Annotated in this window: 22 protein-coding genes; 17 read left to right on the top strand and 5 right to left on the bottom strand. The window is 61.1% G+C overall.

What is annotated here, in order from left to right; all coding sequences use genetic code 11:
• The first annotated feature begins 61 nt into the window (after nucleotides 1-61).
• Complete coding sequence (locus ACP151_RS09490; protein WP_424978650.1) at nucleotides 62-1,885, top strand: BCCT family transporter; 1,824 nt, start codon at nucleotides 62-64, stop codon at nucleotides 1,883-1,885.
• A 278-nt stretch (nucleotides 1,886-2,163) separates the two neighbouring features.
• Here ACP151_RS09490 and katG read toward each other — a convergent pair whose 3' ends face one another.
• Complete coding sequence (gene katG, locus ACP151_RS09485) at nucleotides 2,164-4,383, bottom strand: catalase/peroxidase HPI (protein ID WP_424978649.1); 2,220 nt, start codon at nucleotides 4,381-4,383, stop codon at nucleotides 2,164-2,166.
• 215 nt (nucleotides 4,384-4,598) lie between these two features.
• On the opposite strand from katG, the gene ACP151_RS09480 reads away from it, so the two are divergent.
• The 9 genes from ACP151_RS09480 to ACP151_RS09440 all read left to right on the top strand — a co-directional run bounded on the left by ACP151_RS09480 (nucleotide 4,599) and on the right by ACP151_RS09440 (nucleotide 12,545).
• Entirely contained in the window at nucleotides 4,599-5,516 is a 918-nt protein-coding gene (locus tag ACP151_RS09480; protein WP_424978648.1) for a LysR substrate-binding domain-containing protein, read from the top strand.
• A gap of 195 nt (nucleotides 5,517-5,711) precedes the next feature.
• Nucleotides 5,712-6,773: a Hint domain-containing protein gene (locus ACP151_RS09475; protein ID WP_424978647.1), complete on the top strand. Its 1,062-nt coding sequence runs from the start codon at nucleotides 5,712-5,714 to the stop codon at nucleotides 6,771-6,773.
• A 218-nt stretch (nucleotides 6,774-6,991) separates the two neighbouring features.
• Complete coding sequence (gene rpsD, locus ACP151_RS09470) at nucleotides 6,992-7,612, top strand: 30S ribosomal protein S4 (protein ID WP_424978646.1); 621 nt, start codon at nucleotides 6,992-6,994, stop codon at nucleotides 7,610-7,612.
• 161 nt (nucleotides 7,613-7,773) lie between these two features.
• A complete protein-coding gene (locus tag ACP151_RS09465; RefSeq protein WP_424978645.1) occupies nucleotides 7,774-8,346 on the top strand; it encodes a PA14 domain-containing protein in 573 nt (190 codons plus the stop codon).
• 449 nt (nucleotides 8,347-8,795) lie between these two features.
• On the top strand, nucleotides 8,796-9,437 hold the full coding sequence (locus ACP151_RS09460) for a hypothetical protein (RefSeq protein WP_424978644.1): 642 nt from the start codon (nucleotides 8,796-8,798) through the stop codon (nucleotides 9,435-9,437).
• Complete coding sequence (locus ACP151_RS09455; RefSeq protein WP_424978643.1) at nucleotides 9,438-9,593, top strand: hypothetical protein; 156 nt, start codon at nucleotides 9,438-9,440, stop codon at nucleotides 9,591-9,593.
• A 116-nt stretch (nucleotides 9,594-9,709) separates the two neighbouring features.
• Nucleotides 9,710-10,795 carry a histidinol-phosphate transaminase gene (gene hisC / locus ACP151_RS09450; protein WP_424978642.1) on the top strand — a complete coding sequence of 362 codons (1,086 nt, stop codon included), beginning with the start codon at nucleotides 9,710-9,712 and terminating at the stop codon, nucleotides 10,793-10,795.
• Nucleotides 10,792-11,724 (top strand): prephenate/arogenate dehydrogenase family protein, encoded by a 933-nt coding sequence (locus ACP151_RS09445; RefSeq protein ID WP_424978641.1) that lies wholly within the window; start codon nucleotides 10,792-10,794, stop codon nucleotides 11,722-11,724. Before hisC ends, ACP151_RS09445 begins: the two co-directional genes overlap by 4 nt.
• Entirely contained in the window at nucleotides 11,721-12,545 is an 825-nt protein-coding gene (locus tag ACP151_RS09440; protein ID WP_424978640.1) for an extensin family protein, read from the top strand. The genes ACP151_RS09445 and ACP151_RS09440 overlap by 4 nt, the downstream gene beginning before the upstream one ends.
• Before the next feature lie 285 nt (nucleotides 12,546-12,830).
• Here ACP151_RS09440 and ACP151_RS09435 read toward each other — a convergent pair whose 3' ends face one another.
• The gene (locus ACP151_RS09435) at nucleotides 12,831-13,829 is read right to left on the bottom strand and encodes a DUF2125 domain-containing protein (RefSeq protein ID WP_424978639.1); all 999 of its coding nucleotides are present in this window, start codon (nucleotides 13,827-13,829) and stop codon (nucleotides 12,831-12,833) included.
• Between the two features lie 67 nt (nucleotides 13,830-13,896).
• Here ACP151_RS09435 and ACP151_RS09430 point away from each other — a divergent pair, with 67 nt between their 5' ends.
• The 3 genes from ACP151_RS09430 to ACP151_RS09420 all read left to right on the top strand — a co-directional run bounded on the left by ACP151_RS09430 (nucleotide 13,897) and on the right by ACP151_RS09420 (nucleotide 17,541).
• Nucleotides 13,897-14,427 (top strand): gamma-glutamylcyclotransferase, encoded by a 531-nt coding sequence (locus ACP151_RS09430; RefSeq protein WP_424978638.1) that lies wholly within the window; start codon nucleotides 13,897-13,899, stop codon nucleotides 14,425-14,427.
• Between the two features lie 78 nt (nucleotides 14,428-14,505).
• Nucleotides 14,506-15,696: a biopolymer transporter ExbB gene (locus tag ACP151_RS09425; protein ID WP_424978637.1), complete on the top strand. Its 1,191-nt coding sequence runs from the start codon at nucleotides 14,506-14,508 to the stop codon at nucleotides 15,694-15,696.
• A 3-nt stretch (nucleotides 15,697-15,699) separates the two neighbouring features.
• On the top strand, nucleotides 15,700-17,541 hold the full coding sequence (locus tag ACP151_RS09420; protein WP_424978636.1) for a peptidoglycan -binding protein: 1,842 nt from the start codon (nucleotides 15,700-15,702) through the stop codon (nucleotides 17,539-17,541).
• 308 nt (nucleotides 17,542-17,849) lie between these two features.
• On the opposite strand, the gene ACP151_RS09415 is transcribed toward ACP151_RS09420, so the two are convergent.
• From ACP151_RS09415 to gloB, 3 genes are all read right to left on the bottom strand, one after another.
• On the bottom strand, nucleotides 17,850-18,839 hold the full coding sequence (locus ACP151_RS09415) for a M23 family metallopeptidase (RefSeq protein WP_424978635.1): 990 nt from the start codon (nucleotides 18,837-18,839) through the stop codon (nucleotides 17,850-17,852).
• Entirely contained in the window at nucleotides 18,839-21,163 is a 2,325-nt protein-coding gene (clpA, locus tag ACP151_RS09410) for an ATP-dependent Clp protease ATP-binding subunit ClpA (protein ID WP_424978634.1), read from the bottom strand. Before clpA ends, ACP151_RS09415 begins: the two co-directional genes overlap by 1 nt.
• Before the next feature lie 176 nt (nucleotides 21,164-21,339).
• The gene (gloB, locus tag ACP151_RS09405; RefSeq protein WP_424978633.1) at nucleotides 21,340-22,113 is read right to left on the bottom strand and encodes a hydroxyacylglutathione hydrolase; all 774 of its coding nucleotides are present in this window, start codon (nucleotides 22,111-22,113) and stop codon (nucleotides 21,340-21,342) included.
• A 55-nt stretch (nucleotides 22,114-22,168) separates the two neighbouring features.
• On the opposite strand from gloB, the gene ACP151_RS09400 reads away from it, so the two are divergent.
• The 4 genes from ACP151_RS09400 to ACP151_RS09385 all read left to right on the top strand — a co-directional run bounded on the left by ACP151_RS09400 (nucleotide 22,169) and on the right by ACP151_RS09385 (nucleotide 26,277).
• Nucleotides 22,169-22,915 carry a class I SAM-dependent methyltransferase gene (locus ACP151_RS09400; protein WP_424978632.1) on the top strand — a complete coding sequence of 249 codons (747 nt, stop codon included), beginning with the start codon at nucleotides 22,169-22,171 and terminating at the stop codon, nucleotides 22,913-22,915.
• A 372-nt stretch (nucleotides 22,916-23,287) separates the two neighbouring features.
• Nucleotides 23,288-23,848: a F0F1 ATP synthase subunit delta gene (locus ACP151_RS09395; RefSeq protein ID WP_424978631.1), complete on the top strand. Its 561-nt coding sequence runs from the start codon at nucleotides 23,288-23,290 to the stop codon at nucleotides 23,846-23,848.
• Nucleotides 23,849-25,387 (top strand): F0F1 ATP synthase subunit alpha, encoded by a 1,539-nt coding sequence (gene atpA, locus ACP151_RS09390; protein ID WP_424978630.1) that lies wholly within the window; start codon nucleotides 23,849-23,851, stop codon nucleotides 25,385-25,387.
• 14 nt (nucleotides 25,388-25,401) lie between these two features.
• Nucleotides 25,402-26,277, top strand: coding sequence for a F0F1 ATP synthase subunit gamma (locus tag ACP151_RS09385; protein ID WP_424978629.1), 876 nt, complete (start codon nucleotides 25,402-25,404; stop codon nucleotides 26,275-26,277).
• Nucleotides 26,278-26,283: the final 6 nt, after the last annotated feature.

Raw genomic sequence — 26,283 nt, 5'->3', positions numbered from 1 at the left:
TTGTTTGAGCCGCCGGACCATCCGCACCCCGGTGCGGCACGTGCGAAACGGGAGGAAACGCATGTCACTAAAGCAACCTTTTACGGATCTGGAGATCAAGACCTCCGATGATGGCTTCTATAAGGGGCACAGCATCGAGATCGCCTTGCTCAGCAAGGGGATTATGGTCGCGCTGGTACTCTGGGCACTGGTTTGGCCGGCAAACGCTACGGGCGTGCTGGGCAGCCTCAACTGGCGTATCCTTGAGGATTTCAACGCCTTCTACATCGTCATCGTCGGTTTCTTCGCCTTTTTCCTGTTTGTGGTCGCCGCATTGCCGCAAACCGGTAAGCGGATTATGGGGGGACCGGGCCAAGACAAGGAGTTCTCGGACTTTTCCTGGTTCTCGATGATGTTCGGCGCCGGCCTGGGTGTCGGCCTGATGGTTTTCGCAACCGCCGAGCCGCTGGGCCTGTGGGGTTCCAACCCTGTGATCCTGGCACAGGAAGTTGTCGGCAACACGGAAGAAGCCGTGCAGTCGGGCTTCCGTTACACTTTCCTGCACTATGGCTTCCACGCCTGGGCTATCTATGTGGTGACCGGCCTGTCGCTGGCTTACTACGCCTATACCCGTGACATGCCTCTGACCATCCGTACCGCGCTGACGCCGCTGTTCGGCAAGCTGATGAACGGCTTTGCCGGCCATGTCGTTGACGTGCTGGGCGTTGTCGCAACCATTCTGGGTGTTTCCGTGACCATCGGCTTTGGCGTGTCCCAGTTCGTGGATGGCGTTTATGCTGTCACCGGCATGGAATGGATGATGGACATGAGCGGCGACGCGCCTGCTCCGGGCACAGTTGGCCTGCTGGCCGGCCTGTTCGCCATCATGGGGCTGTCGATGATCTCGGCTGTGTCCGGCGTTGGCCGTGGCGTGAAGTATCTGTCGAACCTGAACCTGGTCCTGTCTCTGGTCCTGCTGCTGACCTTCGTGGTCTTTGGCTCCTTCATGTTCGCCATGACCACCTATGCTTCGGCTTTCGTGGACTACATCCTGCACTTCACATCGCTGAGCTTTGGTGCCTATGGCCCGCAATCCGCGGGTGATTTCGCAGCGGCACTGCCGGCTGAGGCTGCGCCTTATGCCGACGCGCTGCGTGGCGGAGCAACCAATGCCTGGGGATCCTTCGACGGCTTCAAATCCGGTCTGGAAGGCGAAGCTGCAGCATTGTCCGACGACGTGCTGGCGGCAACCTATGCAGCAGGTGAAGCACAGCGTCAGTTCGGCTGGCAGGCAGGCTGGACCACTTTCTACTGGGCTTGGTGGATTGCTTTCTCGCCCTTCGTGGGTCTGTTCCTGGCGCGCATTTCCCGCGGCCGTTCGGTGCGTGAGTTCATCCTCGGTTGTGTGATCGCACCGGCGCTGGTCTGCTTTGCCTGGATGGCAATTCTGGGCGGCACTGCCATTGATCTGGAACTGACCGGCGGCGCCGATGGCGCGATCATCGGCGCATCGAACACTGCCAAGCTGTTCGTGACCCTGAGCCATATGATCGACGGTGGCCTGCTGTCCGGCATCACCATCATGTGCGTCGTGCTGATCATGACCTTCCTGGTCACTTCGGCAGACTCCGGCATCCTGGTGATGAACACCATCATGTCCGGCGGCGACCAGAACATCGGCAACAAGCACAAGATCGTTTGGGGTCTGATCCTGACCGCCGTCATCGGCACTCTGCTGTTCGCAGGCAAGCAGAATGGCGGGGCCGACCCGATGGAAGCGCTGAAGAGCGCGATGATCATCGGCGCACTGCCTTTCACCGTGGTCATGGGGCTGATGTGCATCTCTCTGGCCAAGGCGCTGTTCCGCGATGGTCAGCGTGAGAAGGCCGCAGCTCCGGCTGAATAAGAAAAAGACAGCCGGGCAATGCAGCTACATTGCCCGGCCACAAAGAACTGCCCCGCAAGGGACAGAGACGCCGGGGGGAGACATCCCCCCGGCTTTTTTGTTGACTGCAAGAGGCAAAGCCGCAGGAGCGGCATAACCGACCCGCTTTGAACCTGCTGCCATGACTGGTTCGGTGATAGACTGAACTGGTCGCAAAATTGGCTGGTATCAAACCGGGCTGGTCAAAAAGAAAGCGCCCCGGAAAACCGGGGCGCTTCTCTCTCTTGGATGGGGGCGTTTCAGCCAGCCAGGTCAAACCGGTCGGCATTCATTACCTTGGTCCAGGCTGACACGAAGTCGCGGACAAAGGCTTTGCTGCCATCGGCCTGTGCATAGACTTCTGCCAGTGCCCGCAGCTGCGAATTGGAGCCGAACACCAGGTCTGCACGGGTGCCTGTCCACTTCACTTCACCGCTGGCCCGGTCGCGGCCCTCATATGTTGTGCCGTCACCTGCCGGCTTCCACTCCACGCCCATATCGACAATGGCCGCGAAGAAGTCGGTGCTCAGCGTGCCGACCCGCCCGGTGAACACACCATGGGTCAAACCGCCGTGGTTGGCGCCCAGAACCCGCAGGCCGCCGACCAGCGCGGTCATCTCTGGCGCGCCCAGGGTCAGCAATTGCGCCCGGTCGACCAGCATCTTTTCTGCCGGAACGTTATAGGCGGCCTTCTGGTAGTTGCGGAAACCGTCGGCCTCCGGCTCCAGCACGGCAAAGCCTTCGACATCGGTCTGCTCTTGGCTGGCATCCGTCCGGCCCGGGGTGAAGGGAACCTCAACCTCATGGCCGCCTGCCTTGGCTGCCGCTTCGACCCCGGCAGAGCCGGCCAGCACAATCAGGTCGGCCATCGAGATTTTCTTGCCATCGGCAGCCGCGCTATTGAACGCGCCTTGGATGCCTTCCAGAACGCCCAGAACGCGGGCCAGCTGCTCTGGCTGGTTGACGTCCCAGTCCTTTTGCGGAGCGAGGCGGATACGGCCGCCATTGGCGCCGCCCCGGTGGTCCGAGCCGCGGTAGGTCGAGGCGGACGCCCAGGCTGTGGAGACCAGTTCGGAAACTGACAGGCCCGAAGCCAGAACCTTGGCCTTCAGATCCGCCACGTCAGCTGCATCCACCAGCGCGTGATCCACCGCTGGAACCGGATCCTGCCAGATCAGCTCTTCGCTTGGCACTTCATCGCCAAGGTAGCGGGTAACCGGACCCATATCGCGGTGTGTCAGCTTGAACCAAGCGCGGGCAAATGCGTCGGCGAACTGCTCTGGGTTTTCGTGGAACCGTTTGGAGATTGGCCCGTAGATCGGATCAAAACGCATCGACATGTCGGCAGTGGTCATCATGGTTGTCACCTTGACCGAAGGATCATGTGCCTTGGGGGCCATGTCCTCTTCCTTCACGTCGACCGGGTGCCAGACAATAGCGCCAGTGCCGGTGGTGGCCTGTTCCCATTCGTAGCCGAACAGCAGGTCGAAATACCCGTTGTCCCAATTGACCGGGTCTGCAGTCCAGGCGCCTTCAAAGCCCGAGGTGGTGGTATCGTCGCCCTTGCCGCTGCCATAGGCGTTGGCCCAGCCGAAACCCATCTGCTCCATTTCTGCGCCTTCGGGTTCTGCGCCCACATCGCTTTCAGGGCCGGCACCATGGCCCTTGCCGAAGGTGTGGCCGCCTGCGACCAGCGCCACGGTCTCTTCGTCGTTCATGCCCATGCGCCCGAAGGTGTCGCGCACATCAAGGCCAGAAGCGAGAATATCGGGGTTGCCGTCCGGGCCTTGCGGGTTCACGTAAATGAGACCCATCTGCACGGCCGCCAAGGGGCTTGCCAGCTCGCGGTCGCCCGAATAGCGGCTGTTGGCCTGATCGCTGGTGGCCAGCCATTCGGTTTCAGAGCCCCAATAGACGTCTTCCTCTGGCTCCCAGACGTCCGCGCGCCCGCCGCCAAAGCCAAAGGTTGGCCCACCCATGGATTCGATGGCGACATTGCCAGCGAGAATCATCAGGTCAGCCCAGGAAATCTGGTTGCCGTATTTCTGCTTGATCGGCCACAGCAGACGGCGTGCCTTGTCGAGGTTGCCGTTATCCGGCCAGGAATTCAGCGGCGAAAAGCGCTGCTGCCCAGTGCCGCCGCCGCCGCGACCATCTGCGGTACGGTAGGTGCCGGCACTGTGCCAGGCCATACGGATAAACAGCCCGCCATAATGGCCGTAATCCGCCGGCCACCAGTCCTGACTGTCAGTCATCAGCGCAGTCAGGTCTTCCTTCAGCGCCTTCAGATCAAGCTTCTTGAACTCTTCCGCATAGTTGAAATCAGCACCCATCGGGTTCGATTTGGCTGAGTTCTGATGCAGGATCTTCAGGTTAAGCTGATTTGGCCACCAATCCTGGTTCGATGTGCCGCCGCTGTCAGTGTTCAGCGCGGCGCCGTGCATCACCGGGCATTTTCCTGCGGGGGTGTTTCCATCCATTACGTTCTCCGATCGTGGCTTCAAATTCTTTATTGCTGCATTGCGGAAGCGCTCCGAAACTCTTGTCCGTCAAAACAACGGCCTGAAAGCCGCCTTGAAACAAGCGCGGCCGAGGCTGTGAATGCCGGGATTCCCTGTCTTCCTGCCGAGGAGGCTAGCAGGGAAATTTCATTGGGATAAGTTGCATTTTTTCATGGGTGTGATAATCAAAAGTTATGGTTAATATCACCCTTCGCCAAATGCGCTATTTTGAATCGCTGGCCCTGCACCGGCATTTCGGCCGTGCCGCAGATGCCTGCGCTGTTTCCCAGCCTGCTTTGTCGGTACAGATCAAGGAATTGGAAGAGGTGCTGGGAGTGCAACTGGTGGAGCGCGGCGCGCGGCAGGTGCGGCTGACCAGTTTTGGCGAAGATCTGGCACAGCGAGTGCGCGGGATTCTGCGCTCAGTGGATGAGCTTGGCGAGTTGGCGCGGGCGTCGCGCGACGGGCTGGCCGGACGCTTGCGCATCGGGGTGATACCCACCATTGCACCTTACCTGCTGCCCTCCATTGTTGGGACACTCACCCGGCAGTATCCAGAAGCCGACATCCGCGTGCGTGAAACCGTGACCCCCAAACTGCTGCAGGAGCTGGGGGAGGGGCGGCTGGACACGGCCATCGTGGCGCTGCCGGTTTCCGAGCCATCCTTTGAGGAAGTTGCCCTGTTCACCGAGGATTTTGTTTTGGTGCGCCCGGGCGAGGATGCGGGCACGCCGGTACCCGGCCCGGAAGGTTTGCGGGAAATGCGCCTGCTGCTGCTGGAGGAGGGGCATTGCTTCCGGGACCAGGCGCTGTCGTTCTGCAATATGCAATCAGCCGCCCCGCGAGAGCTGCTGGATGGCAGCTCTTTGTCGACCCTGGTGCAGATGGTGGGCGCAGGCATTGGTGTCACGCTGATTCCCGAAATGGCGGTGCCGGTCGAAACCCGGTCCGCGGTGGTATCGGTGGCCCGGTTCCGCGATCCGCAGCCCTCGCGCACTATTGGCATGATCTGGCGGCGCAGCAATCCGCTGGCGCGGCAACTCATGCAGGTGGCGGACGTGGTCCGACAGGCGGCGGATACTCTGCGTTCCAGCTATGTGCCCATGGGCTAACACGCGGTACTTTCAGGGCTTTTTCATTTCTGCAGTGGAGCAATGAACAGCTGGCCTATGCCTTGCCCGCGGCGACACCGATTGATGCGCTTTGAGCACGTTTCCGGAAGTTTTACGGCAGGACTGTTTCCAAATCAGCGGCAGTTTGTTAATGTTTCGTTAATAAAAGATAAATCGAAGCAGGCATACAGGCAGATGAAAGCGGGCTTTCGTGGCACGTTTGTAATTTCCTGGTCGCAAACCGAGATCGACGGCCTTCCGGCCGCACCGGTGGACGCTCTGGAGGTGGGGGCGGCTTGGTCCTGGCTCGGCGATGCCGTGCGGGTGGACGGGCCGACCGGAGTGTTGCGGCTGGATAGGGCAAACGGCGAGGCAGAATTGCGGCGCAGAGCCGCTCAATCGGTGCGCCGACTGATCGGTGCTGCGGTGCAGAACCGAATTGATGTGGATGCGGTCGAGGTGGATGAGCCGCTGGTGGACCGCGCCTTTGTCGTGACCAACGGGGTACATGCTTACACTGCCACGTTGATTGAGGTCGGGCCGGGTCAGCGGCCTTTGCTGATGTTTGTGGATGAACTGCCGCCGCGGGGCGCAGATCTTTGGGTGGTGCAGCATTCGCTCGGCACCTTCCGCCCGGACATGCCCCAGGGAGAGAGCGGCGTGATCTGCTTCACACCGGGAACCATGATCGCCACGCCTGGCGGTCCCAAGCGGGTCGAACAGCTGCGCGAGGGCGAAAAAGTTCAAACCCGCGACAATGGCGCCCAGGAAATCCTGTGGATCGGTTCGCGTCGGGTCAGCGGCGCACGGCTGTTCGTGATGCCTCGACTGCGCCCGATCCGCATTTGTGCGGGTGCTTTGGGTATCGACAGGCCGGAACAGGAACTGCTGGTGTCACCTGATCACCGGATGCTTCTGCGCGGCAGTCATGTGCGCGCACTGTTCAACACCTCTGAGGTGCTGGTTGCGGCCAGTGATCTGGTCAATGGGTCCACCATCCAGACGGACACTTCCGTGCGCGAAGTCACATATTTCCATCTGATGCTGGCCAGCCATCAAGTGCTTTGGGCCAACGGGGTGGAAACAGAAAGCTTCCACCCGTCCAACACGTCTCTCACCGCACTGAGCGCGCCTGACCGGGCACGGCTGTTTCGTCTTCATCCGGAACTGGAAAGCAACCCGCTGGCTTATGGTGCCCACGCCCGCCGCAATCTGAGCGCAACAGAAGCCGTGATTTTGGGGCGTCACGCGGCCTGAGGGCGTTATCCTGCAGGCCGGAGAAGGCTTCGTTGCCCTGAACCGGCGCAGGTTGCCGGATTTGCAGGGAAATACGCAATCGGCGTGTTGACTCTGTCCCATCCCCCTATATAAGCGCGGCTTCATTGGTGTTGGTGGCTCCCGCAAGGGATTGCCTGTCATGGGGGAGACCTCAAGAGGACAACGCCCTTCGAAACCATAAACGAAGGAGATCAGCCGTGACCAAACGCACGACTGCCAAGTACAAAATCGACCGCCGCATGGGCGAAAATATCTGGGGCCGCCCGAAGTCCCCGGTCAATCGCCGCGACTATGGCCCGGGCCAGCACGGTCAGCGCCGCAAGGGCAAACTGTCCGATTTCGGCATCCAGCTGCGCGCCAAGCAGAAGCTCAAGGGCTACTACGGCGACCTGACCGAAAAGCAATTCCGCCGCATCTATGGCGAAGCTGTTCGTGTGAACGGCGACACCGGTGAAAACCTGATCGGCCTGCTCGAGCGCCGCCTGGACGCCGTTGTTTACCGCGCGAAATTCGTGGCAACCGTCTTCGCCGCACGCCAGTTCGTGAACCACGGCCACGTGACCGTGAACGGCAAGCGCGTGAACATCCCCTCCTACCGCGTCAAAGAAGGCGACGTGATCGAGGTTCGCGACAAATCCAAGCAGATGGTTGCCGTTCTGGAAGCCACTCAGCTGGCTGAGCGCGATGTGCCGGATTACATCGAAGCCGACCACTCCAAGATGACCGCAACCTTCGTACGCACCCCCGCTCTGGGCGACGTGCCGTACCCGGTGATGATGGAACCGAACCTGGTCGTGGAATTCTACGCCAAGAACTAAGCCTGCTGCCTTCGGGTATCTGGCGAAAGGGCTGTCCTGCGGGGCAGCCCTTTTTCTTTGCGATGCTTGCGCAAAAGGGCGGCTGAGACAGCCGCCGCCAAAAGCTGTGGTTCAGCAAGGCTATTGGGTCTATCCTGCTCCAAAACGACAGGGAGTGACCAATGAAGATCTTGACGAAAGCAGCAGCAGCGGCAGCATTTTCGGTTCTGGCGGCTTCGGCAAGTGCTGCACCTCTGAAGCTCGCTCCTGCAAGTCCACAACCCGCAGGCATCAAACCGGGCCTTGCGGTAGTCTATGCCTATCCGCAGGATGTGAAGACCCTGGCCGAAGCGTCATCCGCTTTGAAGATCAGCAGCGAGCCTGGCCGTCCCATCGCCGGGCTGGACAACCGCGACACCGAAGAAGGTCAGAACACCCTGACTGCCAAGCGGCCAATGCATGTCGCTGCCCGGATCACCGGATATGTCAAGCTGGACACGCCGGGGATTCATAACATTGATTTTCTGACCAACGATGGCCTGCTGGCCAATATCGGTGGTCAGGTTGTTGGGGAATTTGACGGGCGTCAGTCCTGTGACAGCACTATTATGACACAGGTCGAAGTTCCTTCCGCAGGCTGGTACCCCGTGGATATCCTGTATTTCCAGCGTCTCGGAACGGCCTGTCTTCACATGCGGATGGGACCGGATGGCAAGCGCCCGAAATGGATGAAGGACAGCGCCTTCGGGCATTGACGGCTTCGGCCTCTTTCCAGTTGAAAACACGCTGGAGGCCGCCGCAGCGCGAATTGCATTGCATAAGACGCCGGGGTCACTCTGCGAATGGAAAACCCTTCACATACTCATGAAATGTGGGGGCGAACCCGGGAGCTAAAAGGGCGAAAGTCCATTTCATATCCCCCGCGACGGGCGGACAGCCCCTTGGCAGGTTTTATCCAGTAGATTACTTGTAGGAGCATTGTCATGGCTCTCAAGCTTTCTGCCCCCGTTGGCGAAAGGAACCGGATTACCAAGCTGGACCCGAAAACCGGCGAATGCAAATTTAAACCGGTCAAGACTGCCCCGGCGGATGTTGAACTCGTCCGCCTTATGCTCAAGGCAACGGTTGCTCGGTTGAGATCAGCACTAAATGCGACGCCAGGCAGGAGGAACTGCGCCGCAAGGTTTTGGCCAAAGCCAACTTGATGCAGGGTCTGGCGGAATTCTGGGTGGATTTCTGCAATGAGGTGGAGAGCACCCGCAAGGGCAACGACACGTTTCTGAATGCACTGACCGAATTTGCCGTCAGTATGGTCAATGACAAGACAGACCCGCCCTGGACTCCGATCTTGAATGCACGGTCTGAGGCAAGCTTTCTCAGGACACTGACCAGCAAGAAGAAACCGGACTGGAAAAAGGTCTGCAAGCAGGATGTCAAAGCCTCCAGGGCCAATAACACTGGCGGCAAGGCGTTCAAGAAATTCATCGACCAGCAGATCGCAACGGCCGGCGGCATCGTCTGGAAGCTGGAAGTGATGCGTGAAGTTTCCTTTGCGGTGATCGAAACCTACATGACCGCACGGCTGGTTGCGACCAAGGGCATGTCACCCGCCAAGGCCCATGCCATTGCTGCCGCCAGCACTGAGGTGCTGAAATCCAGTGCAGGCCAACTGGGTGAACATCTGGCGGGAAACAAGGCCACATGGAATGGCGCCGCCAAGAAGGATCAGATTGCCAAATATGGCACCAAGGCAACTGAGGATGTCATCAAGCTGCACGGTGATGCCATATATGGTGAAATTGCCAAGCAGGTCTCCGGCAAATCGTTGAGCAAATACGCAGGTTAGGTGCTGAACGGTGCTGATGGCTCGCAATCCGCCTCGACGATGCAGAAGCAGGCGAACGAGGCAATGCGCAAGGATATGGAGCTGCGAAAGCAGATCCAAAATATCATCATGGTCGAGGCCAAACCCAAAATGCCCAAGACTGCACCTGCGCATTGACGCACGCGTGACCGGGGCAGCTGCCGCAGGGGGCGGCAGTAAGGGGGGCGTCATCTTGGTGCTTCCCCACCAGCCTTCGGGCCGCTAGAACGGGCTGGAACGAAGGAGCCCGAATTATGACCCAACTCACACCGCAGCCCGGTATCATGGACATCGCTCTGTACCAGGGCGGGGCTGCCCATGTGAAAGGGGTGAGCAATGTTGTGAAGCTCTCCTCGAACGAGAACCCCTTTGGCCCAAGTCCGCGCGCAATTGATGCGCTGGCGACTGCGGCTCCTGAAATGCATCGTTACCCGTCAACGGACCATGCCGAATTGCGTGCAGCGATTGGCGATGTTCACGGTCTCGACCCGGCCCGGATCATCTGCGGCGTTGGCAGCGATGAAGTTTTGCAGTTTGTCGTTCAGGCCTATGCCGGCCCGGGCGATGAAGTGATTCATACGGAACACGGTTTTTCCATGTACCCGATCCTGGCGCGGATGGCCGGGGCGGTGCCGGTCAGTGTGCCGGAAAAGAACCGTTGTGTTGATGTGGATGCAATTCTGGCGGCCTTTACTGAGAAGACCCGGGTGGTGTTTCTGACCAATCCGGGCAACCCCACATCCACGATGCTGCCTGAAGCAGAGGTCGAACGCTTGGCGGCTGCCTTGCCGGGGAACGTGATCCTTGTGCTGGATGCGGCCTATGCGGAGTTCACCGAGGGCTTTGATGGTGGGGCCTGCCATGTCGAAGGGCGGGAAAACGTGATCATGACGCGCACCTTCTCCAAGATTTACGGGCTCGGCGGCCTGCGGGTCGGCTGGGGATACGGGCCGCAGGCTATGATCGACGTGCTGAACAGGGTAAGACAGCCCTTTAACCTTTCGGTGCCCGCACTTGCTGCCGCCGAGGCCGCAGTACGCGATCAGGACTATGTCCTCCATTGCCGGCAGGAGAATGCCAAATGGGGCCGTTGGCTTGCGGAGGAGCTCGCAGAAGCAGGCGTGCCGTCTGATCCCTCCAGCACCAATTTTCTCCTGGCCCGCTTCGGCAGCAAAGCTGCAGCAGAAGCCTGTGATACCTATCTGCAGTCCCAGGGGCTGATCGTTCGCAAAGTGGCAGGGTATGGCCTCCCAGAGGCCCTGCGCATCACCATCGGCGACGAAGAGTCCTGCCGCCGTGTTGCGGCAGCCGTGAAGGAATTCAAAGAGGGCCGGGCATGAACACTCAGGACACCGGGCAAGTTTACGGCCGCGTCGCGCTGATCGGTCTCGGCCTGATCGCCTCGTCGATGTTCTGGGCGATCAAACGCGCAGGGCTTGCAGGCGAGGTTATCGGCTATGCCCGCAGCGCGGAAACCCGCGAAACTGCGCGCCGTATCGGTCTTTGCGACCGGATCTGCGACAGCGCGCGCGAAGCGGTGCAGGACGCTGATCTTGTGGTGCTTTGTGTGCCCGTCGGCGCCATGGGACCGGTGATGGAAGACATCGCGCCGGTTCTGAAACCCGGGGCGACCGTGTCGGATGTGGGGTCGGTCAAACGTCATGTGATCGAAGCTGTGCAGCCGCATATCCCGGAAGGTGTGCATTTTGTACCGGCCCACCCGCTGGCAGGCACCGAGCATTCCGGCCCCGAATCCGGTTTTGCCGAGCTTTTCGATAACCGCTGGTCGCTGCTGGTGCCGGTTGAAGGAACCAACCCGGAGGCCACCGCCCGCTTGCGCGCGCTTTGGGAAGGCATGGGGGCAAATGTCGATGAGATGGACGCCGATCACCATGATCTGGTGCTGGCGGTCACATCGCATACGCCGCATTTGATTGCCTACACGATGGTCGGCGTCGCTGATGACCTGCGCCGGGTGACCGACAGCGAGGTGATCAAATATTCCGCAGCCGGTTTCCGCGACTTCACCCGCATTGCGGCCTCTGATCCGACTATGTGGCGCGATGTGTTCCTGACCAACAAGGATGCAACGCTGGAAATCCTGGGCCGCTTCACCGAGGAGCTCTTTGCCCTCCAGCGCGCCATCCGCACCGGTGACGGAGAGCACCTGCACGATTACTTCACCCGTACCCGGGCCATTCGCCGCGGTATTATTGAGGCCGGCCAGGACACCGATGCGCCGGACTTTGGGCGGGGGCAGAAGAAATGATCCGTGCGGCTGTGCTGATCCTGACGGTCCTGGTTGGCGGAGCGGCGCCGGCTTCAACAACGGCTTCAACACCGGATGCCTCACTGGAGCCGCCCGCCAACACGGCGGCAGCGGCAGGCCTTGAGGCTGCGGCAATCCCCGGGATGCGCCCTGTATCCCGCCCGCAATCGGAACAGCGGCTGGCTGCATCAGCTCGGCCTGCGGATCTGCCGCTGCTGGCGCCCGGCGCGTCTTTGCTGCCATTTGCGCGTCCGGACAGCCTGGCCGAACAGGTGCTTTTCAAGCGCCGCCAACGCCGCAAGGGCTCGGTTTGTGGCGATCTCGACATTCAGGGGGATCAGGCAGGAGATATCCCGGGAAAGCTGCCCGGCTGTGGCGCCAAGGACGCGGTGCGGGTGCGCGAGATTGCCGGGGTTCGGCTCAGCCAGGCCTCGCTGATGACCTGCAACACAGCCCGTGCGCTGAAGACCTGGATCAGCCGCGAGGTTGAAACTGCCTTTGGTCGTCGCAACAAGGTGGTGTCATTGCGGGTAGCGGCCCATTACGCCTGCCGCACCCGCAACAATCGCAAGGGCGCCAAGATTTCCGAACATGGCAAAGGGCGGGCGATTGACATCTCAGGCTTTACGCTGGCCAACGGTGAAACGGTCACGGTGCTGCGCGGCTGGCAAAATCGCAAAACCCGCAAGAAGCTGAAGAAGATCTGGCGCGCGGCCTGCGGCCCCTTTGGCACAGTGCTGGGACCTGAGGCGGACCGCTATCACAAAGACCATTTCCACCTGGACGTGGCCCGCCACCGCGGCGGTTCTTATTGCCGCTGAAAACAGTGGCGGCAGTCTGGGCCCGCTTGTTCACCTGGCTGAAAATATTCCTGATCGCGAGGCGGAGCCTCGCATCATCGCATCGGCCGGATGCAGGCTGGTGAAAAGGGAAGGGCTCCCGCGCCTGAAGGTGCCCCAAAGGGCACATTACAGCCTTGGGCCGGGCGCGCTGCGCGCGCAATCTTCGGCTGCTGAACAGGCGCCCGGACAAGTTTGTCTGGCCTGTCCTGAAAGAAGGGGCAGCCGCGCACCCCTCCGAGCGGCAAATGGCAGGACGCGGTACATTCAGCGGATAATCAGCCGCGGCGCATGGCCAAGGGGCAGAGGGCCAAGGGTGACATAGCCGGCCGCAAACCCCAGCGTGATATCCAGATTGCGCGGGTTGCCGCTGGCTTGCGCCAGAAGGCCCAGCACCCGCTCGACCATTCCACGCAGTCCCGGAGCAAGCGCGCCGCTGCGCTCTGCCATCAGTACCAGCCCGCGCCAATTCTCCGCCTGCAGCGAAATCTCACCTTCCGGCAGCCCGTTCTCATCAACTGCCAGTGCACCGGTGGCTTTGAGGCGCAGTTCGCCCCATCGAGCCTCGGCCAGCTTCAGGTCAATACTGCGCGGCTGCGGCCGCCGCTGTTCCAGCGCAGTGCGGTCCCACGGCGTGTCAAAGGCAATGGTCAAATCCAGAGTGAGTGTGTCGAACTGCTCCGGCAGCGGGGCGCTGGCCGCCAGCAGCCGGCGCCAGGCCGCGCGCGGGGCAAACGCCTTGGCATCTCCTGAAACTCGGTAGGCTTCGGGGCGCTCTTGCTGCACCATGCGCAAATCCAGCGCTTCACCGCTCAGGACGGTACTGCCGCTGCGGGAAATCTGCCAGCCGCCGGAGACCAGTGCCATTTCCTCCAGCTCCAGCGCCACGCCGGGCGCAAGATGCAGGCTGGCCTGAAGGCCAGCCGCGGTGATGACGGCTGTCTGATCGAAATAGGAGAGCCGCTGCGGGGTTGCCGGGAATTGCAATTCCAATTGCCCGGGCCAGGCGGCGGGGCTGTCCAATTTCAGCCAATCCGCCCGCCAAGCAGTGCCGGTGCGCGGATCTGCCAGAGCAGGATGGTTGACCCGGGTCTGATGCCGGAACGGGTATCCTTGCGTCGCCAAATCAGCGTATTCAGCCTGCCAGCCCCGGTTCGCTTGAGTGTCGAACCAGGCGGCGATACCGTTCTTCAGCCCCCAGGCCGCGGCCGCCCAATACAGGCTCCACAGCAGAAAGGCGGCAATCAGCAGTTTTGCCAGGCGCATCGGATAGCCTCTTTTGTCCGGATCAGGATTGCTGTTTATAGGGAGGGCACAAAAAGGGCCAGACGACATGACGATGTGGGTATTCGGATACGGATCACTTCTTTGGAACCCGGGGTTTCCGGTGGCACAGCGTGAAATTGCGGTGCTACACGGCTACGCGCGGTCTTTCTGCATGTCCTCGATCCATCACCGCGGCAGCGAGGAAAAACCCGGCCTGGTTCTGGCGCTGGATGCCGTCGAAGGCGCCCATTGCAAGGGCATTGCGCTGGCGGTTGAAGCTGGCCATGAGGAGCGCACCCTGGCAGAGCTGCGCGAGCGTGAATTGATCTCTTCGGCCTATCTGGAGCGTGATCTGGCTGTGGAATTGAAAGATGGCTCCCTTGTCACTGCCGTCACCTATGTGATCGACCCGCACCATGATCAATATTGCGGTGGATTAAGCCTGGAGGAGCAGGCCCAGATCATCGCCCATGCAGTGGGCGGGCGGGGACCCAACACAGAATATCTGTACAACACGGCTGAGCATCTGGCCGAGATCGGCCTGCATGACAGCGAACTGGACTGGTTGGCCGGCCGGGTGCGGGAAATCATCGCATAAAGCCTTGGCGCTTTTGACACTTTGCTTATAGGCTGCGAACGCAATACGAGCAGTCAAAAGTGTCAGGAGCCAGAGCATATGGCGCAGCCAGACCGCAAGCCCCGGCCACAGTTTTCCCAGCCGGTGCGGCAGATTATCATGATGCTGATCGCGCTGGGGCTATCAGGGTTCGGCGCCTTTGTGGCATTGCCGCGGGTGCTGCCGGTTTTCCAGGCCAATCCTTGGCTCAATGGTTTTATCGTTCTGGTTTTTGTCATTGGGGTGCTGGCCTGCTTCTGGCAGGTTGTTCAGCTTATTGGCTCTGTGCGCTGGATCGAGCGCTTTGCAGGTGGCGACATTCAGGAACACCGCCGCACGCCGTCCATTCTGGCGCCGCTGGCCTCTCTGCTGGGGTCCCGCAGCGCCCGGATGCAGCTGGGATCGGCCTCTACGCGGTCAATCCTGGACTCCGTCGCCAGCCGTATTGATGAAGACCGTGAAATCACGCGCTACATCGTCAACCTTTTGATCTTCCTTGGTCTTCTGGGCACGTTCTATGGTTTGGCAACCACCGTGCCCGCCGTCGTCGACACCATACGCAGCCTGGCGCCGCAAGAGGGCGAAGAAGGTCTGTCGGTCTTCAACCGCCTGATGACAGGTCTTGAGGCGCAGCTGGGCGGGATGGGCGTGGCCTTCGCCTCCTCGCTGCTGGGCCTCGCGGGATCGCTGATTGTCGGCCTGTTGGAGCTGTTTGCGGGCCATGGCCAGAACCGGTTTTACCGTGAGCTGGAGGAATGGCTGTCTTCGATCACCCGTGTCAGCTTTTCCTCGGGTGAAGACGGCACCAGCGACAGCGGCGTGGTTTCCCAGGTGCTCGACACTATGGCCGAGCAGATGGAAATGCTGCAGGAAATGTTTGTCGAAACCGCCGAAGGCCGCGCGGCAGTAGACCAGCGGCTGACGGACCTGGTGGAAACCATTCAGGAGATGAACCGCCGTCAGGATCAGACCGGCACCATCACCGCAGCGCTGGACCGGGTTGCGGTGGGGCAGGAAGCGCTGACTGAAATTCTGCGCGCTCAGGGCGAACAGGGCGGCATCGACGCTGAAAGCCGGATGCGACTGCGTTCAATCGACGTACAGATGCTGCGTATCCTCGAGGAAATTTCAGCAGGTCGGCAGGAAAGCCTGGCTGAGCTGCGCAAGGACATCGACCTGATGGTCAAGGCCTTTGCCCGCCCGCGTGGGCTGTCGCGCGGCGGTCTGCCGGACCACGGCGCGGGGGAGTAAGCGATGGCTCTTTCCCGGCGCACAGGACAGCGGTTCCAGGCCTCTATCTGGCCCGGGTTCGTGGACGCGATGACAGGCCTTTTGCTGGTTCTGATGTTCGTGCTGACCATTTTCATGGTGGTGCAGTTTGTGCTGCGCGAAACCATCACCGGCCAGGAAAGCCAATTGGATGAGCTGTCCGCCGAAGTCAGAGCACTGGCGTCTGCGCTGGGGTTGGAAGAACGTGCAAACAGCCGTTTGAACGCTCGGCTGGGAGCACTGACCTCGACCCTCAACACAGCTGAGGCCGATCTGGCTCAGGCCCGTAGCCTGATCACTTCGCTGACTGCTCAGCGCGATCGCCAGGCGGCGGAGCTGTCCGAAGCCGTCGGCAGGATCACCAGTTTCGAAGCGCAGGTAGCCGCGCTGATCGCCAGCCGCGATGCTGCTCAGGCGCGGGTTGCGGATCTGGACGCCGAACGTGACAGCCTGGAAGCTGCCCGTGCCAAGCTGCTCAGCGAGCAGGAGGCTTTGAATCTGGCGCTGGCCCAAGCCCGTGGCGAGATTGACGCGCAGGCTGAAGCCGCGCGTCTGGCTGCAGCCGAGCGTGAGGCGATGGAGGCGCTGATTGCCAGTCTGGAAACACAGGAGGCGGAACAGACCGGAGAAATTGCCGGTCTTCAGAAACAATTGGATGCCGAAGCGGCTGCCCGGTTGCTAGAGGCCGCAGCGGCTGAAGCTTTGCGGCAAAAGCTTCAGTCGGCTGATGCGGAACTGACTGCGATGACGCTGGCGCTGGACGCACAGCGGCAACAGGCGGAAGATACCCTGACCCTGCTGGCAGCCGCAGAGGCCGCAAGGAAGCAGCTGGATGCGCAGCTTTCGGAACTGGCGGCCGCACGTGCGGGATCAGATGCCGAGACCGGAAGGCTGGCGGCAGAATTGGCAGAGGCCAAAGCCGCGCTGGCGGCCGCAGAAACCAAGGCAGAGGATCTGGATGTTCTGCGTCAAAGGCTGTTGGCTGCAGTGGCCGCACAGGAGGCAGCAGAGGCCGGTGCCGCAGAGCTGCTGGACCGGGCAGCAGAACGCGCGGCCTTGCTGGCCCAGGCGCGGGATGCGCTCTCGCAGGAGCAGGCCGTATCGGAGGAAGCCCGCCGCGAAACTGCTCTGCTCAATCAGCAGGTGGCGGCCCTGCGCGAACAGCTTGGCGGCTTGCAGGCCATTCTGGACGATTATCAGGCCCGGGACGCAGCCCAGCAGGTGCAGTTGCAGAACCTGGGCCAGGACTTGAACGCAGCACTGGCCCGTGCGGCGTCGGAGGAACGCAAGCGGCGGATTCTGGAAGAACAGGAGCGCAAACGCCTGGAAGTGGAGGCTGAGGCCCTGGCCAGCAAAGCGCAGGATCTGGAACGCTACCGTTCCGAATTCTTTGGCCGTTTGCGCGGCCTATTGGGCACTCAGGAAGGGGTCCGCATTCAGGGCGACCGGTTTGTCTTTGCATCTGAAGTGCTGTTTCAGCCCGGCAGTGCCACCCTGTCGCCGGAAGGGCAGGTGGAGATTGCCAAGGTCGTGTCGATCCTCCAGGGGGTGGTGACGGCAATCCCTGATGAAATCAACTGGATCATCCGCGTGGACGGGCATACCGATGGCACACCGCTGATCGGGCACTCGAAATTTGCCGACAACTGGGAGCTCAGCCAGGGCAGGGCGCTGTCCGTCGTGCGCTACATGGTGGAGGCGCTGGGCGTGGCACCGTCCCGACTGGCAGCCAATGGGTTCGGGGAATATCAGCCTGTGAATTTGGCGGACACGCCAGAGGCGCACGCCCAGAACAGACGGATCGAACTGAAGTTTACCGAAAAGTAGGCTGCCTTTGCCCGCTCTCGTAGGGGCCTTTCCCGAGCGCGGCCGAGGCCTGCGGGCGGAACAGTGCTTTGCCCTTGGGTGCAACCCGCTTCACTAATGGAGACAAGCGACTAGTTACACGCGGGTTGCGGCCCCACCGGGCAGTAGGGCTTGCTATTAACTATCGCGAAAGGGGGCTTTTTCAACTTCCGTCACCGGGTTCTCAACCTCAGCCCGTCACAGCAGCGGCTCCCGCCGGGCGCCAATCCGCCCTGTAAGGGCGGCTGCGCCCGTTGGGCCGTGCAGCCGCGCTGCGGCTGCCTGCCGCGTTACTGAGACGCAGGGTCTGCAGAGGGCGGGATTTCCATATTGTGGGTGAAGCGGCTGATTTCCGTGCTGCCGCGGATCAGCCGCGCTGTACCGGTGTACCGCCCCGCAGGCCACTGCCCACCGCGCAGGCGGCGCCCCGCTGCGCGGAACAGCTGCGCCTGGGTCCGCTCCAGCGTTTCGCTGTGCGAGACTAGCGTGCCGCCAGGGCCGGTGAGGTTCAGTTCGAGGCTGTCGCCTGCCTGGCTGCCATAGGCGTAGGCCCAGAAAACCAGGGCTGCTGCATCGGCAGCTAAGGACGCCTGGCGGGCAGTTCCGGCCTTGACCTCATCAAATCCGGGAATGGCAGTGGAAATTCCGGCCCCGATCAGCCCTCCTGGCTGGTAGGGCGGCGGGTCAGACCAGAGCGTCTGCGCCACAGCGCCGCCGCAGCTGTCCAGGCTGTCCGGGGCAAAGGGGTCCACCACCGCGCCGTCCTTGCGCACTGATAGGTGCAGGTGCGGGAACTGGGTTTTGCCAGAGAGGCCGACCTCCCCCAGAACATCGCCAGCCCTGACCTTCTGGCCGCTTTGCACCAGGATTGAGCCGCGCTTCATATGGCAATATTGGGTTTCCCAGCCGCTGCCGTGGCTCAGCACCACGCCGTTGCCGCATTCCTTGCCTTTGATGGCGGCTTCGTTCTGGCCATCAGCATATTGATCCGGCATCGAATTGCGGGTGCCGCGCACCACGCCATCCGCCGCGGCGCGCACAGCGACGCCGGCCTGCATGTCCGACAGATAGGGGAGAGCGAAATCGGTGCCCTTGTGACCGTCATAGCTGAGCGTGCCGCAAGTGAAATCCGTGGCGCCTTTGCCGGGGTCACGGTCCACGAACTGCTGGATATGGCAGCTCTTGCCCAGGGTGCAATCCAGCGGGAACTGCAAAACAATATCCCCCGCTGCGGCAGGCGCAGCGAGCGATATTGCGGTAATCAGCGCAGTGGCACGCATTATTCCGCAGTCAGCAGCGGCGGTTTGTCCCCGGAAATCCGCGGCTTTCCCGGACCTTCCAGGCGCAGTTCCAGTTTTCCGTCCTTGATGCCGACCTGAACCACACCGCCCTTGGTGAGCTTGCCGAACAAGAGTTCCTCGGCCAAAGGCTTCTTGATGTGCTCCTGGATGACGCGGCCCAGAGGACGCGCGCCCATGCGGTCGTCATAGCCCTTGTCGGCCAGCCATTCGGCCGCCTTGCGCGTGAGCTCGATCGAGACATTGCGGTCCATCAGCTGCGCTTCCAGCTGCAGAACGAATTTCTCGACCACCTGCAGGATCACCTCTTTGCCCAGCGGGGCAAAGGAGATCACCGCATCCAGGCGGTTGCGGAATTCCGGGGTGAAGGTACGCTCAATCGCGGCGGTATCCTCGCCCTCGCGGCGGTCGCGGCCAAAGCCGATGGCGGCTTTTGCCTGTTCCGATGCGCCGGCGTTGGAGGTCATGATCAGGATCACGTTGCGGAAATTCACCGTGCGGCCGTTGTGGTCGGTCAGCTGGCCGTTGTCCATCACCTGCAACAGGATGTTGTAGACATCCGGATGCGCTTTTTCGATCTCGTCCAGCAACAGCACGCAGTGCGGGTGCTGGTCGACGCCATCAGTTAGCAGGCCGCCCTGATCAAAACCGACATAGCCCGGCGGGGCGCCGATCAGGCGCGAGACCGCGTGTTTCTCCATGTATTCGGACATGTCGAAACGCAGCAGCTCCACCCCCAGCTGATCCGCCAGCTGCTTGGCCACTTCGGTCTTGCCGACGCCGGTGGGGCCTGCAAACAGGTAGTTGCCGATGGGTTTTTCAGGTTCGCGCAGGCCCGCGCGGGCCAGTTTGATAGCGCTGGACAGTGCTGTGATCGCATCATCCTGGCCAAAGACCACACGCTTCAGCGATTTTTCCAGATCCTTCAGCACCTCGGCATCGTCTTTTGAGACATTCTTGGGCGGGATGCGGGCGATCTTGGCCACAACGGCCTCGATCTCCTTGACGCCGATGGTTTTGCGGCGCTTGCTCTCGATCACCAGATGCTGGGCTGCGCCGGCTTCATCGATCACGTCAATTGCCTTGTCGGGCAGTTTGCGGTCGTTGATATAGCGTGCGGACAGTTCCACAGCGGTCTTGATCGCATCGCTGGTGAACTTGATGCCGTGATGTTCTTCGAAATAGGGTTTCAGCCCTTTCAGGATCGCGATGGAATCTTCGACCGTGGGCTCGTTCACGTCGATTTTCTGGAACCGGCGGGACAGCGCGCGGTCCTTCTCGAAATGCTGGCGGAACTCTTTATAGGTGGTAGAGCCCATGGTGCGCAGCTTGCCGCCCTGCAGGGCAGGTTTCAGCAGGTTCGATGCGTCCATTGCGCCGCCGGAAGTGGCGCCGGCGCCGATTACGGTGTGAATCTCGTCGATGAAAAGTACTGCATCCGGATGGTCTTCCAGTTCGGTGACCACTGCCTTCAGCCGTTCCTCAAAGTCACCGCGATAGCGGGTGCCCGCCAGCAGCGCGCCCATGTCGAGCGAGTAGATGGTGGTTTCCGAGAGGATCTCCGGCGTTTCGCCAGAGACGATGCGGCGGGCCAGGCCCTCGGCGATGGCAGTTTTGCCGACGCCCGGGTCGCCCACTAGCAGCGGGTTGTTCTTGCGGCGGCGGCACAGCACCTGAATGCAGCGCTCCACCTCATGGTCGCGGCCGATCAGCGGGTCAATGTCGCCATCGCGGGATTTCGCGTTCAGATCGACGCAGTATTTCGCCAGGGCCGACTCTTTCTTTTCGCTCTCGGGGGCTGTTGCCAGGTTGTCTTCTTCCTGCTCTGTTGCGCCGGAAACCGGGCGGGATTCCCCGTATGCCGGATCTTTCGCAACACCATGGGCGATAAAGTTCACCGCGTCATAGCGGGTCATCTCCTGATCCTGCAGGAAGTAGGCGGCGTCGCTTTCGCGTTCGGCAAAGATGGCGACCAGCACATTCGCCCCCGTTACCTCTGTGCGGCCGGAGCTTTGCACATGGATCGCGGCGCGCTGGATGACGCGCTGGAAGGCTGCGGTCGGCACTGCCTCCGATCCGTCGATGTCGGTCACAAGGTTGGCAAGATCTTCATCCACAAACTCCACCAACGAGGATCGCAATTCGGTCAGATCCACACTGCAGGCGCGCATCACACGGGCCGCGTCGGGCTCGTCGATCAGGGCCAGAAGCAGATGTTCCAGGGTTGCGAATTCATGACGGCGTTCATTCGCCAGCGCCAGCGCTGCGTGAATGGCCTGTTCCAGGGTGCTCGAGAATGAAGGCACGGGCGTGCTCCTCTGATCTTGGGTTGGCCGGTGGGGCGGTATTAACCAACCCCTCAGTTCAACCATGTGCTTATAAGGTTAGAGTTTGGTTGATAGAGCGCCGGCTTCAAGGTCTTTTCTTCATTTTAGGGTCACAATTATTTTCTTCCTGTTGCGTCTTGATACCCTTGAGTTGGTCAAAAATTGTCTTTGCGGCGCCGGATTTCGGCAAAAACTTCTGAATCTTCAGCATCTTGCATGCCCAGGCGGGCTCTTACAGCAGGGTCTTTGGTGCGCAGGAAAGGATTGGTGTCAAGTTCCAACTTCAGGGAGGACGGCACCGTCGGATCATTGTTCCTGCGTGCCAGCGCAATATCAGCCACCCGTGCCTGCAACGCCGGGTTGCCGGGGTCCACGGTGACAGCAAATGCACCGTTAGCTTGGGTGTACTCATGGCCAGAGTAAACCAAAGTTTGCGGCGGCAGCGTGGCAAGACGCGACAGGCTGGCCCACATCTGCTGCGGGGTGCCCTCAAACAGCCGTCCGCATCCCAGCGCCATCAGGCTGTCAGCGGTGAAAACCGCCGCTGCGCCGGGCATGTAAAAAGCGATATGGCCCACAGTGTGGCCAGAGACATCCATCACCTGCACCTCTTCGCCCAGCAGGGTGAAACGGCCGCCGTCTTCAACTGTCAAGTCCAGTTCGGGCAGCCGGTGCGCATCTGCCGCAGCGCCGATAACCTTGGCGCCATAGGCCGCGCGCAGTTCCGCGACCCCATCTATATGGTCCCAGTGGTGGTGGGTCAGCAGGATCCAGTCCAGCCCCCAGCCGCGTTCTGTCAGCGCTGCCCTGATGGCGCCGGGCTCTGGCGCATCCACCAATGCTGTTTCACCCGAAGCCGGATTGTGGATCAAAAAGGCATAGTTATCTGACAGGCAGGGCAGGGTGATGATCTCAAGAGGCATGGCCATTCGCTTCTACATTGCTAAACTGCGCCCAGATTGGCCGAAGCAGCAGGCACCCGCAATGCATCTTGATGTTCAGGATCTCAGGAATTTCTATTACCGCAGCACGCTGGGGCGCGCGGCGCAGGCTTCGATCCGTGGTCGACTGCTGGAGCTGTGGCCGGAGGCTGCCGGGCTGACGATGGCGGGCTTTGGCTTTGCGGCCCCGCTCATGCGTCCCTATCTGCCGGAGGCGCGCCGGGTGCTGGCGCTGATGCCGGGGCCGCAGGGGGTGATGCAATGGCCTGCCGGAATGCCCAATGTCTCTGTCCTGTGCGAGGAGACCAGCTGGCCGGTCGATACTGGCAGGGTCGACCGGCTGGTGGTGATGCACGGGCTGGAAACCTCGGAGCGCCCCACCAAGCTGCTGGAGGAATGCTGGCGGGTGCTGGGGCCTGGCGGTCGGGCGATTTTCATTGTGCCGAACCGGGCCGGTTTCTGGGCGCGTTCGGATCGCACGCCCTTCGGCTTTGGTCGCCCCTATACTTTGGGCCAGCTGGAGGCGCAGCTGCGCGAGCATCAGTTCGCCATAGAACAGCACACCGCAGCGCTCTATCGTCTGCCCAGTCACAAGCGGTTCTGGCAGAAATCCGGCACCATGCTTGAAAAGATGGGGCGCAAACTGCCTGCCATGCTGGCCGGCGGCGTGTTCATGGTGGAGGTCAGCAAGCAGACCTACCCGCAGAAAGGCCACATGATCCGCGCCAAGACACCCAGCCGCATCCGGGTTCTGGAAGGGCTGTCGAACCCGATGCCGGAACCGGCCTGAAACACGCTGCGTTCCTGGGATAAGATTTCGATTCCCGAAATGGGCAGGAACAGCCTGGCTGGCGGGTTTTCCGTCCTAAAGTGACGTTTTTTGCCGCAAATGCTGCTGTCCGGAATCGCCAAATCCTGCAGTTCAGCCGCACTTTTTTAAAAATCATCTGTGGTCAAAGGGCCGCACTTTTATCAAGCCATTGAAAACATTGAAAACATGGCTTCTCTTGTTACCGTTATAGACAGTTGATAGGTCGCATCCGCTCTGCTAGACCCACGCTGATTTCAACGCCCCGCTGCCATGTGGGCTGACTCACACCCCCGGACGCCACCTGATGCCAGGTATGCCAACCGGGGCCAAAAACATATCGGAAGGGTGGACGTGTCCGAACCAGCTTCGATTTCTGCAGGCATTGCCGCGCGCTATGCCACGGCGGTGTTCGACATCGCGGAAGAGAACAAGGCGCTCGACAGCCTTGAAACCAGCATCAATGACCTGGCAGCCGCTCTGGCTGACAGTGACGATCTTAACAGCCTGATCACCTCGCCGCTCGTGTCGCGCGAAGAGCAGGGCGCAGCCATCACCACGGTGGCAGAGAAGATGGGGCTGGATCCCGTCCTGCGCAATACCCTGGCTCTGATGGCCGACAAGCGCCGCCTGTTTGTGGTGCCCGCGCTGATCGAGGCGCTGCGCGCCCGTCTGGCCGATGCCCGTGGCGAAGTGACCGCCGAAGTGGTCTCTGCCAAGGCGCTGACCAAGACCCAAAGCGAAAAACTGGCCAAGACCCTGGCCGAGCGCGTGGGCAAGAAAGTTACAATCAATGCTTCCGTCGATGCCTCCATCATCGGCGGTCTTGTTGTTAAAGTGGGCTCGAAGATGATCGACAGCTCGATCCGCTCCAAGCTCAACTCCCTACAGAATGCAATGAAAGAGGTCGGATAAATGGGTATCCAAGCAGCAGAGATTTCTGCGATCCTGAAAGACCAGATCAAGAATTTTGGTCAAGAAGCCGAAGTGGCAGAAATCGGCCGCGTGCTGTCCGTCGGTGACGGTATTGCCCGTGTCTACGGTCTCGACAACGTCCAGGCCGGCGAAATGGTCGAATTCCCGGGCGGCATCATGGGCATGGCCCTGAACCTCGAAGCCGACAATGTCGGTATCGTGATCTTCGGCTCCGACCGCGACATTAAAGAAGGCGACACCGTCAAGCGTACCAACGCGATTGTGGACGTTCCTGTCGGCAACGGCCTCTTGGGCCGTGTTGTTGACGGTCTGGGCAACCCGCTGGACGGGAAGGGCCCGATCGAAGACGTCACCCGCGGCGTTGCCGACGTGAAAGCACCGGGCATCATCCCGCGTAAATCGGTTCACGAGCCGATGGCAACCGGCCTCAAGTCCGTTGACGCGATGATCCCGATCGGCCGCGGCCAGCGCGAGCTGATCATCGGCGACCGTCAGACCGGCAAAACCGCCGTTGCTCTGGACGCGATGCTGAACCAGAAATCCTACAACGACGCCGCAGGCGACGACGAGAGCAAGAAGCTGTACTGCGTATACGTCGCGGTTGGCCAGAAACGCTCCACCGTTGCCCAGCTGGTGAAGAAGCTGGAAGAGTCCGGCGCGATGGAATACTCCATCGTTGTGGCCGCAACCGCGTCCGACCCGGCACCGCTGCAGTTCCTGGCACCTTACGCCGCAACCGCAATGGCGGAATTCTTCCGCGACAACGGCCGCCACGCGCTGATCATCTATGATGACCTGTCCAAACAGGCGGTTGCTTACCGTCAGATGTCGCTGCTGCTGCGCCGTCCGCCGGGACGTGAAGCCTATCCGGGCGACGTTTTCTACCTGCACTCCCGCCTGCTGGAGCGTTCGGCCAAGCTGAACGAAGACTTCGGTGCCGGCTCGCTGACCGCGCTGCCGATCATTGAAACCCAGGGCGGCGACGTGTCCGCGTTTATTCCGACCAACGTGATCTCGATCACCGACGGCCAGATCTTCCTGGAAACCGAACTGTTCTACCAGGGCATCCGCCCCGCCGTGAACACCGGTCTGTCGGTTTCGCGCGTTGGCTCCTCGGCCCAGACCAAGGCGATGTCCTCCGTGGCAGGCCCGGTTAAGCTGTCGCTGGCTCAGTACCGCGAAATGGCTGCCTTTGCGCAGTTCGGCTCCGACCTGGACGCCGCCACCCAGCAGCTGCTGGCCCGTGGCGCCCGTCTGACCGAGCTGATGAAGCAGGCGCAGTACTCGCCGCTGACCAACGCCGAAATCGTCTGCGTCATCTTCGCCGGCACCAACGGCTACCTCGACAAGGTCGACGTCAAGGACGTTGGCCGCTACGAGACCGGCCTGCTGAGCCACCTGCGCGGCAAACATGCCGACCTGCTTGCTGACATCACCAACAACGACCGTAAGGTGAAAGACGAGCTGGCTGACAAGGTTAAGGCTGCGCTGGACGAGTTCGCCGCTAGCTTCGCTTAAGGGGGGACGAGGCAATGCCGAGTCTTAAGGACCTTAAAAACAGGATCGAGTCGGTCAAATCGACCCGCAAGATCACCAAAGCCATGCAGATGGTGGCCGCGGCGAAACTTCGCCGCGCCCAGGAAGCTGCCGAGGACTCCCGTCCCTACGCCAAGCGGTTCAATGCCGTAATGGCTGGGCTGGCGGCCTCGGTCGGCGGCAGCGAGTCAGCGCCCAAGCTGCTTCGCGGCACCGGCAGCGATCAGACCCATCTGCTTGTCGTCATGACCGCCGAACGCGGCCTGTGCGGCGGCTTCAACTCGAACATTGCCAAGCTCGCCCGCCAAAAGGCGGAAGAGCTGAAGGCCGCGGGCAAGACAGTCAAGGTTCTGACTGTCGGCAAAAAGGGCCGCGACGCCCTGAAACGCGACCTGGGTGATGACTTCATCGGCCATGTGGACCTGAGCGAAGTCAAACGCGTGGGCTATGCCAACGCGCAGGACATCGCCAAGGGTATCCTCACCCGCTTCGACGCAGGTGAGTTCGACGTTGCCACGATCTTCTACGCGGAGTTCGTCAACGTTGTGACCCAGATCCCAACCGCACAGCAGATCATTCCGGCTTCGTTCGAAGCATCGGAAGGCGAAAGTACTGGTGCCGTCTATGACTACGAGCCCGGCGAAGAGCAGATCCTTGCGGATCTGCTGCCGCGCGGCGTGGCGACCCAGATCTTCTCGGCTCTGCTGGAAAACGGTGCATCCGAACAGGGTGCGCGGATGAGCGCGATGGACAATGCGACCCGCAACGCGGGCGACATGATCGACAAGCTGACCATCCAGTTCAACCGCTCGCGCCAGGCCGTGATCACCAATGAGCTGATTGAAATCATTTCGGGCGCTGAGGCGCTCTAAGAGACA

Origin of the sequence: Leisingera sp. S232 (assembly GCF_049800895.1) — a bacterium.
Classification (GTDB): domain Bacteria; phylum Pseudomonadota; class Alphaproteobacteria; order Rhodobacterales; family Rhodobacteraceae; genus Leisingera.
This window is presented reverse-complemented; position numbering and strand designations above follow the sequence as displayed.